We start from the raw sequence: 14,311 nt of genomic DNA, 5'->3' as shown, positions 1-14,311 counted from the left end.
CTCGGTTTGATATAGTGGGTAAACAGGCACGTTTGGCTTGAAAACGCGGTGTCACCGCAAGGTCATGTCCAGGTGCGGGCGTGTGGTGCGGGGCATGGGAGGTGGAGGGTTGCTGTGCCCGCCCTTCAGTCCCGGGCATGGCCCTTACTACGGAGGCGAGGCGGAAGCTGTTCAAAATCGTACGCTGATGTTTCAGTTCCTGGGTCTCATGGTAACGACCTTTCGCTGTCGCTTCCTCGAGCGTGCAACTCATCCGCGTGATTTGACCGTTGCTTCAGGGATGGCTGGGTGGCGACAGACATGGGGCGTTTGCCTGGGCTGCCCACGCCTCTTTTCCTGGGGCCGTTTCCCTGCCATGACACACCGGGACCGAGCGTCTGAGGCCGATCGGCGCGGTTGGGAATTCTTAATCAAATATCAAGAAGATCGACGTAACCGTACCGGAGGTTGCGAGCGCGCGGACGGCATTGGCAAGGTGTAAAATGGCACTTATTAAATTAACAAACGAGTGTACATCAATATAGATGCGGTAGGCGTCGTCGAATTTAAAGTTGAAAAGAAAGATCCAAATATAATTTGGAGTGTGATTGTAAAAAATCACAGCGGAAATGTGCTGTATCAGAAGGCATATTCTGCAAATAAAAATGATAACATTTCTATATCGAATATAAAGAAAGAATTTGAGGAAGTGCAGGCTCGCGTTAACGGTTTTTCTGCTCAGGTGTGAAGATGGCCGCGGATTTTTCGATTGTGTCAGCCGTACTCAACAAGTCGGCTTCTTTGTGGGATTATTTTCTTCGATAAAGCGACAGGATTTTAAGGGGTCCATCGAGATCATCATTGTTGACGATTGCTCAACGGATGGTTCCCCGGACATGTCGTGAAGCTGGCGTCCGAGAAGCTGGGCGACGAGAATCTGACCATCCGCTGATCCGCAACGACCGGAACGTGGGGAATTGCGGGTGCCGCAACAAGGGGCTGCTGGCGGCTTCCGGGCGTATCCTGTGCGTGGTCGACGCGGACTGCTGCCTCAGTCCCAATTTTGTCTCTTCGGCATGTCGCCGCGCACGACGACGCCGGAGGCGGAACGTCTGCATCGGTCCGATGGGGATCGAGGGCCAGGGCCGCGACATCCAAGCGCTCCACGGAGCCTTCGCGGCGGCGCCCGACAAGGCGCTGAAGGAAATGCGGCTGCAGTTCCAACGTGGAGCCGACCGCCTTCGTCAACACGGTGACCCGAAACTTCTCGATCACCTCGGAATTCCTGGACAAGCTTGGCGAGCCGGCTGTTCGACGAAGCCTTTTCCTACAGCCTTGACGCCAACTCCGGCTTCGGCTGGGAGGACATCGAGATGGGCTACCGGCTGTACCGGCTGGGGGCCAAGATCAGCTTCAGCCGCACCGCCGTTTCCGTCACACAAGACCCACCCACCGGAAGTGTCCGACCAGGAGAAGGCTCCGCGTTCGACTAAGAATTTCCTGAAGCTGATGCGCAAGCATCCGGAGCTTTCGCTCGCGGCTCCGGACTGGGCGCATTCGACGTTACCAGAAGATCATGGACTGGCTGGACCGTTACGACATCTCCGCGGCGGAGGAGCGTGACGGGCTGGCCGAGCATTTCGCCACGTCGCACCGGGTGGTTCGTCCGCGGACCATCGTCAGCCATCCCAAGAAGAAGGTGCTGACCACGCGGTGGCACATCGGTCAACCAGTAGATCTTTGGAAGCTGCCTTATTCCTTCACGCTTCTGACCGGCTTGCCGGGGTTCGGTTCGGCCTGGGGACTACAAGTCGCGTCCTTTGCCGGATAATGCGAACTTCCTGAACGTCAACGAAAAGCAGTGCAATTTCAACGATTATGATTTTGCCATCCTGCATTTTGATGAGTTCATTCTTCGGCCTTATCTGTATCCGAAGCACTCGACCCATTGGGGCGCCGCGTTCGAATACATGAAGCGCTTCAACGGAAAGAAGATCGCGATCTGTCATGGGACCCCCCTGTCGGAGCGGGATCTGAACCTGTTCGGCGCAGGGATGAGATCGTCGGGCCGGGAATCGCCGCGAAGCTCGAAGCGGAAACCTATGACGTCGACAAGCTGCGCCGTGAGATCGTGGACGCGCTGTCGGACTGCCTCGTCGTGTGCAATTCGCTTCAGGCGGCCAAGGAGTGGGGATTCCACCGCTCCATGTGATCTGGCACGGCTTCGACCCGATCCATTATCCTCCGATCGATCCGAGCGATAAGATCATCACGGTTGGGGATCTTGAAGATCGTCCCGATTACCGCGGTGTTCTTTTCTACGACAAAGTCACGGAGCGTCTGCGCGGCAAGGCCTTCCTGCTCGGGGGCAAGCGTGCGAACAGCGTGCAGAAGCCGCCCGTGACGGCGGCTTTCAAGAACGAGAACGATCTCGGGCTTGCGCATTACCAGAACTATGTCCATTTCGTCCGCAATTTCGGCATCTTCTTCAATCCCACGGCCCGCAGCCCCATGCCGCGCGTGCGTGGCGAGGCCATGATGCTGGGACAGGCCGTGGTGACGACGTCCACGCACGATGCCGACCGGTTCATCGACCATGGCTACAACGGCTTCCTGTGCGACGAGCCGGACCACGCCGTGGAGGTGCTGAACCAGCTTGTCCGCGATCCGGGCCTGCGTCGCCGGGTCGGCAAGCGCGCGCGGGACACCGCGATGGAGTTGTTCCATGTGAACAACTACATGCGCGAGTGGGAGGAACTGATCGCTCGCGAGATCGATGGGAACGCGCACCGCCGGCCGCCATGGCGGGCGATGCGGATCGCGGGACGCCCTGGCGGCGGACGGGACGCATCATCCGGAACGCGATCAAGGGAGTCCTTCTCGTTCACGGCTCCGAGGGCGGAACGCGAACCTGGCGCGTCGATCATCCGAGGCTGCCCTGCGTGGCGCGGGAATGCCCGTCCGGCGGCTTCCCCTGGAAACCTTCCTGAAATCCGGCCGCGAGGAAATCGCCCTCGGCACCCACAACGTCATCATTTTCCACCGGACGCCGTTTTCCGGGCGGCTGGGCGCGCTGATCAGCGAAGCGCGCGCGAAGAACATCGTGTGCCTGGCCGACTTCGACGACGTGACCTTTTCCCAAGCCTACGCCGAGCAGCTCGTCCGCGCCGGAAAGGCCGAGCCGGGGAACGCGGAGGACGAGGCGAAGCGCTTCGCCGCCCTGCTGCGGGCCTGCAACGGCGCGACATGCAGCACGGCGCCGTTGGCGCGCATGTTGGCCGACGAGGGGGTGGAGCGTGTCGGGCTGTTGCCGAACTGCCTGTCGCAACAGCTGCTGACCGCGTCGGAAGCGGCGCGGGCCGGACGCCGGGGGGCTGCGACCGGCGGCGTCGTGCGCATCGGCTATGCCAGCGGCAGCGCCACCCACAACGCCGATTTCGAACTCGTCCGCCCCGTCCTGGACGAACTCCTGCGGGTCCATCCGAACGTCCATCTGGACCTGATCGGGTTTCTCGATCCGGGTGAATTCTCCCCGAGGTGGCGGGCCGCGTTCACCAGCACCGCTTCGTCGAACATTGGGAGCTGCCGTTCCAACTGGCCAAGTTCGACATCAACATCGCTCCGCTCGAGATCAATCCGTTCAACGAATGCAAGAGCGCCATCAAGTTCATCGAAGCGGCCGTCGCCGGTGTGCCGACGGTCGCCAGCCCGACGGAGCCGTTCCGCGATGCGATCGAGCATGGCGTGACGGGCTTCCTGGCCGGGTCGGCGAGCGAGTGGCTGGAATGCCTGGACGCGCTTATCCGGGACGGCGAGCTGCGGGAGAGGGTCGCCAACGCGGCCGCCGATGCCTGCATCGCGGCCTATTCCCCACAAGCCTGGCTGCGGAACTTCCCTTCGCGGATGGAAGAGCTGTTCGATGCCGGTTCCGCCGGGACCGGGGTGGACGCGGAGCCGTCACGGCCTTTGACGGTTTCGGAGCGCTGATGGCTTCCTGGGATCACAGGCGTCTGGAAGCATTCCGGCCACCGCAGCGGAGGGGCCGGTTCGACATTGACCGCGGCATAGAGTGGGGATCATGCAGGTGATCGACATCGCAGAGACAGTCTCGTTTTCCGAAGCGGGCGTTCCCGATCGGCGCGCGATCAAGGGGGATCTGACCGGTCTCTCCGGCACTGTGGTGTTCGGTTGGGCTTTCGATCCGGACCTGCCGGACAGTGCGGTGGATGTTTCGGTGTGGGTGGACGACCGCAAGGTCGCCACCGGCCCCGCGGACCATCTGCGGAACGATCTCGGGGATCAGGGGATCGGCGAGAGCCGGTGCGGCTATTCGTTCGACATCAAGGACAGCCTTCTGGACGGACTTCCCCACCGTATCCGGGTGACGGCGGGGCGCGACGACCAGGAACTGTCTGGCGGCAATGTGCTCTTTTCGCCGTACAGCGGGCATGTGGACGAGGTGCTGAACGGCCAGGTCACCGGTTGGGTGTGCAATTGGGGAAAGCCCGATGCGGCGGTCACGGTCAATCTGATCCTCAACGGCGAGGCCATTGCCTCGGCTGTGGCAAATGTCCACCGTCCCGACCTGGTCGCAGCCGGAATCGGAAACGGCAATTACGGTTATGCCCTGCCCATTCCGGCCAGGCTGCTGTCCGACGAGGCGATGGAAGCCACGGTCGAGGTCAGCGGCACCGGACTCATGCTCGACGGTTCGCCGGTGACGATCGGTCCGATGATGCCGTTGGACGTGCCCGCGGTTGCTGGAACCGGCAGGGCCCGCAACCTGGACGCTGACGCGGTCCGCGCGAACGCCCTGCGTTTCCGCCGCGCGCTTGAGGCGCAGGGGCTGTGGATGTCGGAACCCGTGTCCGACGAGGCCGCGGCGGACGGCGATCCCGTCCTTCTGTGTTTCGACGCCGCGTACTACCGCTCGACCACGCCGGCTCTGCCGGAGGACGCGACGGTGGAGGAAGCCTTCGCCCATTTCCGGGCGCATGCCGCCACCTCCATCCTGCGTCCCAACATGCTGTTCGACGAGTTCTGGTATCAGCGCCGGTACATCGACGTTCCCCAGCAGATCGCGGTCGGGCATTACGGTTGCGGGCTGGATCACTTCCTGCGCAGCGGCCTGTCGGCGAACCGCAGCCCGACCCTTTGGTTCGACGCCGCCCATTATGCCGGGCAGCTGGCCGCGCCGCCGTCCCTTACGGAACACGCGGGTTCGGCCTTCCTGCACTTCCTTGACCAGGGCGCGCGGGCGGGGCTGGCGCCCAGCCGCCTGTTCGACCCGACCTGGTACCTGCACAAGTATCCGGAGGTCGAGCGGCGCGTCCAGGCCGGCACGATCGGCTCGGCGTTCGCGCATTATCTGAGCGAAGGAGGCCGCCAGGGCTATGCCGCCCTCGCCGGATTCAATGAAGCCGGTTTCGTCGCTTCCCGGCCGCAGGTTGCGCGGGCGATCAAGGAGCAGACGTTCCGCAGCGGGTTCGAGTGGTTTATCCTGTACGGCCTGCACACGGGCGATTACTTCGAGCAGGATCACCTCCTGAAGGCCCTGGTCGGGCGCACGGATCAGATGATCCGCCGCATCAACACGCTGACGTCCGAGCGGCGGCGTCTCGTGCAGCATCTCGAAGCCATGCAGGGCCTGACCAGGACCTGGATGCTCGAGGCGGAGGCCATCGGTGAACGCTGCGTGGCGGCCGCTGAAACGCCGGATCTTCAGGAACCTGCCGTTGCACCTGTAGCGAAGCCGAGAGCTGGGGGTACCGCATCCCGGATCTGCCGGTTTGAATGCTGATCGAGGTTTGGAATGCGCATCGTCATTCTTGCTCCCCAGTTTCCGCCGTCGGATGGTGGACCGTTCACCCGTATTGGCGTCCGTATCGAGACGCTGTGGGGAGCTCTGAGGGAGGCGGGGTTCGATCCGGTCGTCGCCGTGGACATCGCCGCCGGCGATCCCATGGCGCCGGCATCGGAGCGGGTCGCTTCTGAACGCTGGAATCCCGCCCACAGCGATGCCGTTCTCGTCCGGCTGAACGCCGCGGCCGCCGTCTGGTGCGCGCCCGGACAGCCGCTTCCGCCGCGCTTCTCCCGATTTGCCGGCCTTAAAATCGCCGATGGCGAAACGCTCGGCGACGCTGCCGGTTTGAGCGGAATCTTCGATCTCGTGCTGAACGACGATCCGCTGAAGGACGCCGGCATGCTGACCAACGTCGGCGGCGGGCGCGGCGAGAAGACGGGAGGCGAGGGCGTCCAGGTCGCCATCCTGGCCGATCTTGCGCCGGCGGATCAGGTCGTCGCCGCCCTTTCCGACGCGCTGTCGAAGCATTCTTCCCGCGGGCCGGTGCTTTTCCGTGTCATCCACCACGCTGCCGATGGCGCCCCCGCGCCGTCCGAAGGGCTGCCGGTGGAGGTGGCGTCCTACACGAGCATGGCGGAGCGGACGCGCCTGCTGTCGGCCTGCGACATCGCGATTCCGGTCGAAGCCATGCTGCCGGAACTGGGATCGGCGCTTCGCTCGCCGTTGCTCGATGGCGTTCCGGTCATTCTGAACGGGCTGTCGCCGCTGGGTGATCTGGTCCGCCTGTGCGGGCTCGGCGCGGTCATGCCGGGGAGCGGCGTGACGGAAGCGGTGGAGACGGTTCTGGAACTGGCGCGCGGGACCGACCTGGAAGCGATCCGCCGGCAGACCGCTGGAGTTTGCCGGAGGCTCAACGCCCGCGCCGTCGGGGCCTTGCAGCGGCTTCTTGTGGACCATGATTCGCCTCGCGGCGCGCCGATGCCCTCCGCCCTGCGCGGAGCCAAGCCGCGCGTCCTGGCCTTGCTCGAGCAGCGCAGCGGATTGGGTGCGATCCGCGGAATCGAGCCGCTGGAGGTGCTGCGCCAAAGCGGAAAGATCGATTCCTACTGCGCGGTTAACTCGCTGGACGAGTTGACGCCGGCGGCGAGGAAAGCGAGCTATGACGTCGTCTGGATACAGCGCCGTTGCAGCCCCGTGATCGTGAGCGCGATCCATTATCTGGGTGGCTGTCTTTTCGACATCGATGACAATCTCCTGGCCAAGCAGACCTATCACCGGAGCCCGCTGTCGAATCCGCTGGAACTGCTCAACAACCTCCGGCTCGCGCGGAGCGTGGTGACCACCAACCAGCGTCTTGCGCAGAGGCTGGACCGGGGGGCCGGCGGCGGCCTGCTGGAGAAGACCTTCGTCGTGCCGAACGCCGTCCGCTTTTCACCGGGGGCCGCGATGAAGCGGCCGTCCAAGCCCGAGGGGCTGCTCTGGGTGTCGAGCGACAATCCGCCGCTGTTCTCGCAGAAACGGGCGGTGGTGAGCGCGATCCAGGACTTTTCCCGGGAGCGCGGTCTGCCGATCTATGTGCTCGGCGTCGCCGACCGCAGTCTGGACGACGACGAGATGATCCGCCATATGGGGCGGATGAGCTTCAGCGAATATCTCCGGTTCCTGGAGCATCAGCCGACGCTCATCGGCGTGTCGCCGATCCAGACCATCGAATCCCCGGATGTCATGGACTTCATCAACTGCAAGTCCGACATCAAGATGGTGGAGTTCGCCGGCTTCGGTCACATCGGGGTCTACAGCGACGTGGCCTATTACCGGGATTCGGATCTGGACGCGGGCGTTCTCTGCGCGAACACCTATGGTGATTGGCGGGACGCGCTGGACTTGGCCTTCGAAACCGAGTGGGCCGGTATGGAGCGGCGCATGGCCGCGATCCGTGAAACCCGCGGCATGGCGACCATTGCGCAGGATGCCTGGCTTCCCGCTCTCCTCCATGCCGCCATTCCGGGCGGCGTCACCGGAGAAGCGATCATCCGGATGGTGGAGGCGATCAGGCCGACCGAGCGGACCCTGCCGGAGCTGCAGGCCCCCGCGGCGGAGACCGAGCCGCTCGTCCTGGCTTACCGCAACCGGCGCTTTGCCCAGGGAGACTTCCGGCGTCCCGATTCCGATCAGCTTCGCAAGGATACGTCCCGTCTCCTGGAGATGGCCGAGAAGGCGGTCGCCGCAGCGCGGTCAACGGACTGACCGTTCCCGTTCGGCAGGGCTCTCAGGGAACGGCAGCCGCGAAGGGTTGAACGATGCATGGCACCGCCGATGCCATCGGCCGCTTGTTCCTTGAGGTCTATTGGCGGCCTGAGTTCCGGCGCATCCTCGACGTCGGCGCGTACGACGTCAATGGCAGCCTGCGCCGGCACAAGCCTGATGGCGCGGAGTGGGTTGGCATCGATCTGGCCGCGGGGCCAGGCGTCGACACCGTTCTGGAGGACGCCTGGGCCTATCCGTTTCCGGACGCGTCCTTCGATGTCGTGGTGTCCACCGCGACGTTCGAGCACGACCGGCTGTTCTGGCTGACTTTTCTGGAGATGTGCTGGGTTCTGAAGCCCGGAGGATTCATCTACATCAACGCGCCCAGCAACGGGCACTACCCCGCTGGACTTCTGGCGCTTCTCCCGGACGCCGGGGGCGCGCTCGAAGTCTGGGCCCAGCGCATGGGACACCCGGTCCATTTGATCGAGTCCTTTATTGCCCCTCGCATCGCCGACCATTGGAACGACTTCGTCCTCGTCTTCTCAACCGCTCCGGCATCCCCATCCTCAAGCCCGATCGCGGACTGCATTCCCAATGCCTACAATGTCCGTGCCGGTTCTGCGGGACCGATTAAGCACCATTCCGTGGAAACGGAAGACATGCGGATACAGAAAATATATTTATTAAAATACCACAATATTATCATTAATTGAAAATGAAAAGATGATTAAATTATTTCCTGTTATCATCAATCAGATCAAAACTAATCAATAGAATTAATGAATTATTCGGATGAATTCTAAGGCAATGGTATTGGCTAAACAAGCTATAAATCCTAAGGTTGCATTAATATCATTCGCCCTCTAACTAAAATGTGCTCAATTTATTTCTTGTCGTTGTAATAAAAATACCTGCCAAAGTTGTGTACTGTGAGGCGTCATGTATGCATATTCACTACGTATTAAAAAAATCTAGCACACGCCGTTAACCGGAAGGCCCTGTCCGTAAAAGGGCTGCATACAAAAGGCATTGGCAGGAGATGATGGTGAGCAACATGACGTCCTTCTTCACCGCAACGGTCCACGATCTCGGTGCCTGGAGCGCTGTGAACGTCAAGGCCACTCCCCATGCGCCCCTGGCGCGGCCCGGGTGGAAGGATCCCGCCGTGTTGTCCTTCGCCCTGACCGAAACGAACACCGACGGAGTGCATTGGGTTCATTGGACCCGGACGGCGGTATCGGATGGCGAGGCCGTGTCGGTGCGGATGCTCCTGCGCAACCGCGATGCCAATGGCCTTCGAATTCGGTTGGTTTGCGGAGGATGGTCGTCGAATGCCTGGATCTCCTTCGCGAATTCCGTCGCATCCCGGATTCCGGCGGATGTTTTCGAGGTCATGATGCTGGAACCCGATCTTTTCCACGTCCAGTTCACGATTCCGGCCTTCACCGCCGGAGCGCATTATTCCATCGGCATCATGTTGCTGGACGGGGGGGAGGCTACTGACTATCCCGGCCGCGGGCGTGGCGTGGTTGTCGAAGGGTTCAGCCTGGTGCCTAGCGGGTCCGCCGTGGCTCCGGCCAATCCATCGCCCCAAAGGGAAGCCCGCGGCGACCTGAAGCGAACCGAACGTACCACCCTGTTCTTTTCCGCCGTCAACCGTGCCTACGATCACTTCGTCGTCCCATGGGCGTTCAGCATCCTGTACCATCATGACGATGCGCTGGTCGAAGTGTGTGTGCAGGGCCTCCAGAATTTTATCGTCCGCAACGACGAAGCGATCAAAACTCTCCACAATATCTTCGGCACGGATCGCCTCGTCATTCGAGAGGGAAATTTCGCGAACATTATTCCGAACACCGTTCGGTTCGTCGAGGTTCCTATTTCCAACGCCCATTATGTCTACATCGGTGACATCGATATCTTCATTCTTGAATCGAATATCCCGGAAAAACATCTTTCGATGATGGAGCAGACCAAGCTCCCCTACAGCAACATCGTGCGTCCCAACTCGACCTTGATGACGGGCCTTCATTTCTCAAGATTCGACGCCTACTATCCTTTGCCCGATATTTCGGACATTCCGCTCGACAGCACCATCGATGAGAATGTGCTTTACGAGATCGTGCGCCGCAAGGTTGGGGCGCTGCCGTCTCCGGGGGCCAGCTTCCGCCCCGTTCATGGCATCCATATGAGCCCCAACCGTCCCAATCTGGAAGAGAAACCGGGGCTGCCCGGGTGGGGCATCACTCCGGAATACATCAGCCGCTGGCTGGATGTGACGTCGTCGGAAGAGTGGCTGGCTCTCTGGCCGTTCCTGTCTCCGTCCTTCAAGTCCGTGCACAACAGGCTTCTCAATTATTGTCTGATGCACCAGACCACGGGCGACGCCGCGACGCCGGAGGCGTTGTGGCCCGGTTCGACATGGCAGGCCACACAGCGGATTCGCCATCTGCTGTCCAGCTTCATCGAGGAGAACCGGGTGGGCAGCCTGTGCGATGCAGGCTGCGGGAACGCGAACTGGGTGGTGGGCATTACGGGCGGCATCGACTCCTATCTCGGGATCGATATCGACGAGGCGACGCTGTCGCTGGCAAGAAGCTCCTGCTTTCTGCCCGGCCATCGCTTCGAACGCGGCAACATGATGGAAGCGGACTACAGCGGTTACGACGCGGTGCTGTCCCATGACGCCCTGAGCTTCCTTTCGAACGCCGACATTCTACGGACCATCGACCGGATGGCGGCGGGCGGTGGCCGGTTTCTCATGCTGTCTACCTATCCGGCCCTTGGCGCCAACATGGATTCTCCCGGCGGTGCGTGGCGTCCGATCAATTTGACAAAGCCTCCGTTCAATCTCCCGGAACCACTCCATCTCTTGCCGGAGCGTCAGGCAAACCCCAACGACCCGAACAGTTCCAAATCCATCGGCGTCTGGATGGTTTCCGATCTTCTGGCCAGCCGGGCCGACCAGGAGCGGGCCGCAAGGGCGGGGGCGGAGCAGTCGGATGCGCTTCCCTTCGACGGTCGGGGCGTCATTCTGCCGGACAGTCAGAGGCGATACACGGATCTGGGGCATCATCCGACGACCCCGTCCTTCAGCATCCTGCGCATCAGCCCCTCGATGGGTCCGCTGACGGGCGGGGTGAGCGTGACGATCCATGTGCCGACCGCGGACTTGAAGCGTCTGAATGCAAGGCAACTCCATGCCCGCTTCCTGGGATGGTCGTCCGAGGCCCGTGCGGACGTGGTTTGCGAACCGACGATCCTGCCCGGTGTCAGCGTCCTGTCCTGCCGGCTTCCCGAATTGAAGGCTGGCCCACCGCTCGTCAACGAACTGAAGCAGGATCGCGTTCCTCAGGTGGCGGACGTCGTTCTGACCGATGGCTGGAATTTCATCGGGGGCGCGCAGTTTCTCTACCTTGATCCCGAATATGACTTCGGTGGACCGGTTCTGGTTTATCCTGGCTGCGAGCGGGATCTGGAAAAGGGCATGATCAATCTCGATTTCCGACCTCACAGGAAGGACGGGTTGCAGGCGACGCTGTGGGAGTTCCACATGGGCCTCCGCGCGTTCGAAGCGGATTCGGTCGATGGGATCACGATTTCCCATATGATGATGTACGTGCCAATTTCGCAATATCATGAATTCTTCAAGGACTGCTTCCGCGTCCTCAAGCGCGGCGGCGTGCTGCGGGTTACCGAAGACAACGCGAACCTGCACCGGGCCTTTGAATGCCATTATTCGATGTCGCCCTCATCCCCCAGCACGATGCGGCAGATGCTGGAGGAAGCCGGCTTCCGGGTCTTTGACCAGACTCCGCACAGGTCGGTGTCGGAGTTTCCCCAGATCAAGCGGTTCGCCCATCCACCCCTGTGGAACGAGGGGCAGATCCGCTCGCAAGGGCAAACCCGCTGCTATTTCATCGACGCCCAGAAGATCCGGCGTGGCTGGTCGCTTGGCATCTACTGCGGACGGTCACCGTTTGAACTCTACGATCCAAGGCTGCCGCTGAAGGCGGCGGGCCGGGATTTCTCGAACCCGGTCATCAGTCACGAGAACATACCAGAAGGGGTCCTGGGCCACGTCAAGGGTCGAGCCATGCTCTGCGCCGATCCTTTCCTGGTGGCGGCCAACGACCAGTTCCACATGTTCTTCGAGATGGGCAACCAGAAGGGGGCGATCGGCCACGCCGTCAGCGCCGACGGCCTGGACTGGCGGTTCGATCAAGTCGTGCTCTCCTGTGACGTGCACATGTCCTATCCCCATGTCTTCGAACATGAGGGTGAGTTCTACATGATTCCGGAAACGGTGAACGCCAATCAAGTGAGGCTCTATCGCGCCCGGAACTTTCCATATGATTGGGAATTGGACACGGTTCTTCTTCCGAACCAGCCTCTTGCTGATACCAGCATCGTGTACTGGGAGGGCCAGTGGTGGCTGTTCAGCTATGACCACAGGAAAAACGGGCTCTGCCTGTTCCATTCCGAGAATTTGCGCGGCCCCTATACGCCTCATTCCGGCAACCCGGTCGTCGCCGGGGCGGCCACCGCTCGGAACGCAGGGCGGCTCATTGTCCATGAGGGGGCGCTTCACCGCTTCTCGCAGGACTGCGTCACGATCTATGGTAAGATGATCCGCTGCCATCGCGTGACAGTTCTGACAATCCAGGACTATGCAGAGGAAACCATCCGTGACCCGTTTCTCCGGGGTTCCGGAAGGCGGTATGGGGCCTGGAACGGAAAGATGCACCATATTGATCTTTTGCAGGTCGGCGAGAACGCCTGGATTGCCGCCGTGGACGGGGCGGACGCCGTCGTCCCGGATTGACGCCAAAGGCGTTCGATGAAAGTCATCGAACGCCCTCTGATGGAGCATTGTCCCATAAGCTGTCCAGGCGTGGCGGTCTGAGCCAATGCAGAATCTGATCTGGTGGAAACGACCATGCCAATCACCAGATATAAGTAGAAAGGGCATGGAAAAGGCGCTTGATAAGGACCATCAAGCGCCTTCAGTTCGGGCGATGCCGTGAGCCCCGCCCAAGCTGGATCCTTTCGGAGCAGAGTTTTAGCGTAGATTGGTCACGCCGATGTGACCCGGCGCCCATTCCGAAATTTTTTGCTGCTCCACTCTTTCCCAAATCTGGTCAATGGCCCTTCTTGGGTCATTAAAGGCAATCCCGAACAGGTCCCAGGAAGCGAACCGCCACCATTTGATTTCGAGCAGGTCCGCCATAGTCCTGGCGTCGAAACGGTAGCGGATCAACCGTGCCGGGCAGCCGCCAACGATTGCAAAGGGCGGGACATCCTTGGTAACCACCGAGTTGGCTGCGATGATGGCGCCGTCACCGATCGTGACTCCCCCCATTATCATGGCCCGTCGCCCAATCCACACGTCTGAGCCGATCACAACAGGGCTGATCGTCTCATAGTTGAGGCACTTTATGTCGCTTGGGCGTTTTTCCGGATACAGCCCCCAACCGAACGAGTTCCAACCGTTCGGGTCGGCGCGATATTGAAAGGGATTTGAGGAGAGCCAGTCCACCGGATGATTTGGAGGCCCCACGATCACTTCTTCAGCAATTGAGCAATAGCGTCCAAGTTCAGCTTTATAAAATGTTCCACCTTGCGTGTAAGTGAATGCCCCTATCTTGAATTCGTCATACGGTAAATAAGCCAGCACGTTGCAAGGAGGTTCGAAGCATGAGATATCGGAAAGCCGATTTATGGAAGGGTGAATATTAATTCCAGCGCGGTTAAAGCGGCTTCTGACCTCTTCCGTGATGACGTGCATTAAGAGATATTCCCTGCATTAAAACGGGCGGTGTAAGAATTTGTGGGGGCGTGTGCTATGTGGAATTCTCTGGGTTGTAGAGACCTCTTTGCATGGAAAGGAACAAGCGCATCGCGGATTAGACGCATACATCGGAAGCTTCTTAGATAAGAAAAGAAACTCGTTGAATAAACATTCTAAACGCTGTTGTCCGGAAACGGAAGAGGTTCACGCTCGATATCGACCACGTAATCCACACCTGTGCAAGCCACATGACTGATACCTAGGTAACCGCACTTCGCATGTGAGCCGCTGCTAATATCAATCTCGAAACAGGCAAAGTATACAAGCTCGCAGATTCTTTGATAGATTCGGGACTTGCTATCATTGCCTCGATGCTCATTCTGCTTCCTGTGTGACTTCGCACGAAACATGGGGCGCTATGAGCCCGGAGAGTTTCGTTGGCTCGCCAATCCTGCTATTTTACGTCCTGGTGCTCTCGCCACGCGCTT

The 14,311-nt window shown here is 60.6% G+C and carries 10 protein-coding genes and 2 pseudogenes; 10 read left to right on the top strand and 2 right to left on the bottom strand.

Annotated features, from left to right (window positions below; all coding sequences use genetic code 11):
* The first annotated feature begins 782 nt into the window (after positions 1–782).
* The 5 genes and pseudogenes from TSH58p_RS34715 to TSH58p_RS34705 all read left to right on the top strand — a co-directional run.
* Positions 783–884 carry a glycosyltransferase gene (locus TSH58p_RS34715; RefSeq protein WP_371732446.1) on the top strand — a complete coding sequence of 34 codons (102 nt, stop codon included), beginning with the start codon at positions 783–785 and terminating at the stop codon, positions 882–884.
* A pseudogene (locus tag TSH58p_RS34710) lies at positions 862–1,092 on the top strand (glycosyltransferase family 2 protein); the annotation flags it as partial. The gene TSH58p_RS34715 and the pseudogene TSH58p_RS34710, both read left to right, overlap by 23 nt.
* 182 nt (positions 1,093–1,274) lie before the next feature.
* Positions 1,275–1,472, top strand: a complete 198-nt coding sequence (locus TSH58p_RS34115) for a hypothetical protein (protein WP_247895533.1) — start codon at positions 1,275–1,277, stop codon at positions 1,470–1,472.
* An 83-nt stretch (positions 1,473–1,555) separates the two neighbouring features.
* A complete protein-coding gene (locus TSH58p_RS33220; protein ID WP_162600068.1) occupies positions 1,556–1,810 on the top strand; it encodes a hypothetical protein in 255 nt (84 codons plus the stop codon).
* A 329-nt stretch (positions 1,811–2,139) separates the two neighbouring features.
* Positions 2,140–2,670 (top strand): annotated as a pseudogene (locus tag TSH58p_RS34705) (glycosyltransferase); the annotation flags it as partial.
* Positions 2,671–2,902: 232 nt separating this feature from the next.
* Here the strand turns inward: TSH58p_RS34705 and TSH58p_RS34105 are convergent.
* Positions 2,903–3,472 carry a hypothetical protein gene (locus tag TSH58p_RS34105; RefSeq protein ID WP_247895531.1) on the bottom strand — a complete coding sequence of 190 codons (570 nt, stop codon included), beginning with the start codon at positions 3,470–3,472 and terminating at the stop codon, positions 2,903–2,905.
* A 44-nt stretch (positions 3,473–3,516) separates the two neighbouring features.
* Here TSH58p_RS34105 and TSH58p_RS18635 point away from each other — a divergent pair, with 44 nt between their 5' ends.
* The 5 genes from TSH58p_RS18635 (at position 3,517) to TSH58p_RS18615 (ending at position 12,857) form a co-directional block, all read left to right on the top strand.
* Positions 3,517–3,966, top strand: a complete 450-nt coding sequence (locus tag TSH58p_RS18635; protein WP_162600066.1) for a glycosyltransferase — start codon at positions 3,517–3,519, stop codon at positions 3,964–3,966.
* A gap of 91 nt (positions 3,967–4,057) precedes the next feature.
* Complete coding sequence (locus TSH58p_RS18630; RefSeq protein ID WP_146205795.1) at positions 4,058–5,779, top strand: hypothetical protein; 1,722 nt, start codon at positions 4,058–4,060, stop codon at positions 5,777–5,779.
* A gap of 12 nt (positions 5,780–5,791) precedes the next feature.
* Positions 5,792–8,029, top strand: a complete 2,238-nt coding sequence (locus TSH58p_RS18625) for a hypothetical protein (RefSeq protein WP_146205794.1) — start codon at positions 5,792–5,794, stop codon at positions 8,027–8,029.
* A gap of 53 nt (positions 8,030–8,082) precedes the next feature.
* Complete coding sequence (locus tag TSH58p_RS18620; RefSeq protein WP_109067599.1) at positions 8,083–8,745, top strand: class I SAM-dependent methyltransferase; 663 nt, start codon at positions 8,083–8,085, stop codon at positions 8,743–8,745.
* A 341-nt stretch (positions 8,746–9,086) separates the two neighbouring features.
* Positions 9,087–12,857: a methyltransferase domain-containing protein gene (locus TSH58p_RS18615; protein WP_146205793.1), complete on the top strand. Its 3,771-nt coding sequence runs from the start codon at positions 9,087–9,089 to the stop codon at positions 12,855–12,857.
* A gap of 237 nt (positions 12,858–13,094) precedes the next feature.
* Here the strand turns inward: TSH58p_RS18615 and TSH58p_RS34580 are convergent, their stop codons facing one another.
* A complete protein-coding gene (locus tag TSH58p_RS34580) occupies positions 13,095–13,820 on the bottom strand; it encodes a CatB-related O-acetyltransferase (protein WP_109067597.1) in 726 nt (241 codons plus the stop codon).
* Between the last annotated feature and the right edge of the window lie 491 nt (positions 13,821–14,311).

This window comes from Azospirillum sp. TSH58 (assembly GCF_003119115.1).
Lineage (GTDB): Bacteria > Pseudomonadota > Alphaproteobacteria > Azospirillales > Azospirillaceae > Azospirillum.
Note: the sequence above shows the minus strand (reverse complement) of the source record. Positions and strands in the feature narration are given on the sequence as shown.

Excerpts from the sequence above, each read along its gene's own strand:
- TSH58p_RS33220 (WP_162600068.1), top strand. The coding sequence starts at position 1,556 with ATGGACTGGCTGGACCGTTACGACATCTCCGCGGCGGAGGAGCGTGAC.
- TSH58p_RS34105 (WP_247895531.1), bottom strand. The coding sequence starts at position 3,472 with ATGGACGTTCGGATGGACCCGCAGGAGTTCGTCCAGGACGGGGCGGAC.
- TSH58p_RS18630 (WP_146205795.1), top strand. The coding sequence starts at position 4,058 with ATGCAGGTGATCGACATCGCAGAGACAGTCTCGTTTTCCGAAGCGGGC.
- TSH58p_RS18625 (WP_146205794.1), top strand. The coding sequence starts at position 5,792 with ATGCGCATCGTCATTCTTGCTCCCCAGTTTCCGCCGTCGGATGGTGGA.
- TSH58p_RS18620 (WP_109067599.1), top strand. The coding sequence starts at position 8,083 with ATGCATGGCACCGCCGATGCCATCGGCCGCTTGTTCCTTGAGGTCTAT.
- TSH58p_RS18615 (WP_146205793.1), top strand. The coding sequence starts at position 9,087 with ATGACGTCCTTCTTCACCGCAACGGTCCACGATCTCGGTGCCTGGAGC.
- TSH58p_RS34580 (WP_109067597.1), bottom strand. The coding sequence starts at position 13,820 with ATGCACGTCATCACGGAAGAGGTCAGAAGCCGCTTTAACCGCGCTGGA.